Annotated in this window: 3 protein-coding genes; 2 read left to right on the top strand and 1 reads right to left on the bottom strand. The window is 71.4% G+C overall.

Annotated features, from left to right (window positions below):
* Positions 1-501, bottom strand: a 501-nt coding sequence (locus tag LLG88_15560; protein ID MCE5248325.1) for a hypothetical protein, incomplete at its 3' end; no start/stop codon positions are given.
* A gap of 156 nt (positions 502-657) precedes the next feature.
* Here LLG88_15560 and LLG88_15555 point away from each other — a divergent pair.
* Together LLG88_15555 and LLG88_15550 are read left to right on the top strand one after the other, a co-directional pair.
* Positions 658-1,491, top strand: coding sequence for a hypothetical protein (locus LLG88_15555; protein ID MCE5248324.1), 834 nt, complete (start codon positions 658-660; stop codon positions 1,489-1,491).
* A gap of 38 nt (positions 1,492-1,529) precedes the next feature.
* Positions 1,530-1,763 (top strand): hypothetical protein (locus tag LLG88_15550; protein ID MCE5248323.1); only part of this gene is annotated, 234 nt, incomplete at its 3' end.

Genomic DNA, 1,763 nt, shown 5'->3' with positions numbered 1-1,763 from the left:
CTCGGTCGCGCCGTAGGCGGCCATGTACGCGGCCATCAACTCCGCGAAGTGGTGCGGGAAGACGAACGACCCGCCGCATTCCCGCTCGTCCGGATGGGAGAAGTAGCCCAGCGCCTCGCCGACCTTCTTCCCGTCCATCTTCCCCTCGGCGTCGCGCATCTTCTCGCAGCCGACGGCGACGCCGACCTCCCCCTCGCCGGCGAGCAGCTTCCGCACGACCGAGAGGACCGCCTCGCCGCCCGACGCGCAGGCGTTCTCGACCGCCTCGATCGGCTTGCCGGCGAGCCCCGGGACCATCGCCGCGATCCCGCCGAGCAGCCCCTGCCCGTTGAGCGCGACGCTGCAGGCCGAGCCGACCGCCCCGCAGTCGATCAGCGAGGCGGAGATCGCCGCCTCGGCGGCGAGCTCCTCGATCGCGCGCTTGACCATTTCGGTCAGCCCGACGCCGTACAGCTTGCCGAACGGCGACTGGTGGTAGGCGGCGACGTAGATCGGCGTCATCGGCGCTCCTGTCGCCCCGCGCGGCGCGCGCGCCGCGGGGGAAGGTCTTTCCGGTACGGCGCGCCGCCCCGTCCGTCAATCGACCTGTTCTAGACTCTGCGCGAAGGTTCGGTCTCGGGCCGAGGGCGCGGCGGGGGACGCGCCGAGGAGGCGGCGGTGAGCGAGGTCAACCTGTTGCTCTGCCTGCCCCACGGGGCGATCACGGCGACGAGCCTCGGCGTCGAGGGGTTCGTCTGGCATCGCCGCCCCGGCTCGGGGAAGCACTTCCGCGACCGCTCGGTGGTCTTCGACCTGTCGCTCGCCAACGGCCGCCCGGACTTCGACTATCTGGACGAGGGCGGTTGGCGCGCGGCCCGCGAGGACACGCTCGCCGCGCTCGAGGCGGTCGCGGCGCAGGGAAAGCGCACGAAGACCGCCCTCTCCAACAACGCCTTCAGCTGCACGCCGATCGGCGCCTTCCGCCGCGGCTACTTGGTGAAGACCGGCGGCGCGCTGCTCGAACTGCGGCCCGGCGGGGAGACGGCGCACTTCGTCGCCGGCGACTGCCACGAGGGGCTGACGCCGGACGAGGTCGCCGCGGCGGCCGGATCCGCCCCGCCGGCGACGCGGACGCCGCGCCTCTACATGGTCCTCTGCCCGCTCGAGTTCCTCGTGATGAGCACCCTCGCGCCGGCCGAGTACGCGTGGTACGCGACCCACCGCCCGGGGAAGGTCTTCCGGCAGATCCTCTTCGCCGAACTGCAGTGCGAGCAGCACCATCTGGCGGCGCGGAGCCTCTACGACGACGCGCGGGCGGAACTCGAGGGGAACCCGCTCAAGAAGACGAAGACGATCGTCCTCGGGGGGATGCTCAACCACGTTCCGTTCGAGGAGTGGTGCGGCTACGGAACGCCCGCGGCGGGCGGGCTCTACGCCGGCGACCGGACGCGGCTCGAAATGTGGCGGTTCCCCGAGCGGATTCCGCTGGCTTGGGAGCGGGCCGACGGCTGAGACCCTAGAATATCCGCGGGGGAGACGAAGAGGGCCGGATGACCAACGAGCTGGATCTGGAGTGCGCCTTCAGGGAGCTTCAGGAGAAGTACGACACCCTGGCGCGCCAGCATCAGCTGCTCTCGATCCGCTTCGTCCACCGCACCTACATGCTGCAGTCGGCCGCCCGGATGCTCGAGGCGGAGAGCTTCGAGGCGCTCTGGCGCGAGGCCGAAGAGACGCTGGCCTCGATCGGCGGCCTGACGACCTTCTGGCTCGTCGCCAACCCCTCG

This window comes from bacterium (assembly GCA_021372775.1).
GTDB lineage: Bacteria > Acidobacteriota > Polarisedimenticolia > J045 > J045 > JAJFTU01.
Note: the sequence above shows the minus strand (reverse complement) of the source record. Positions and strands in the feature narration are given on the sequence as shown.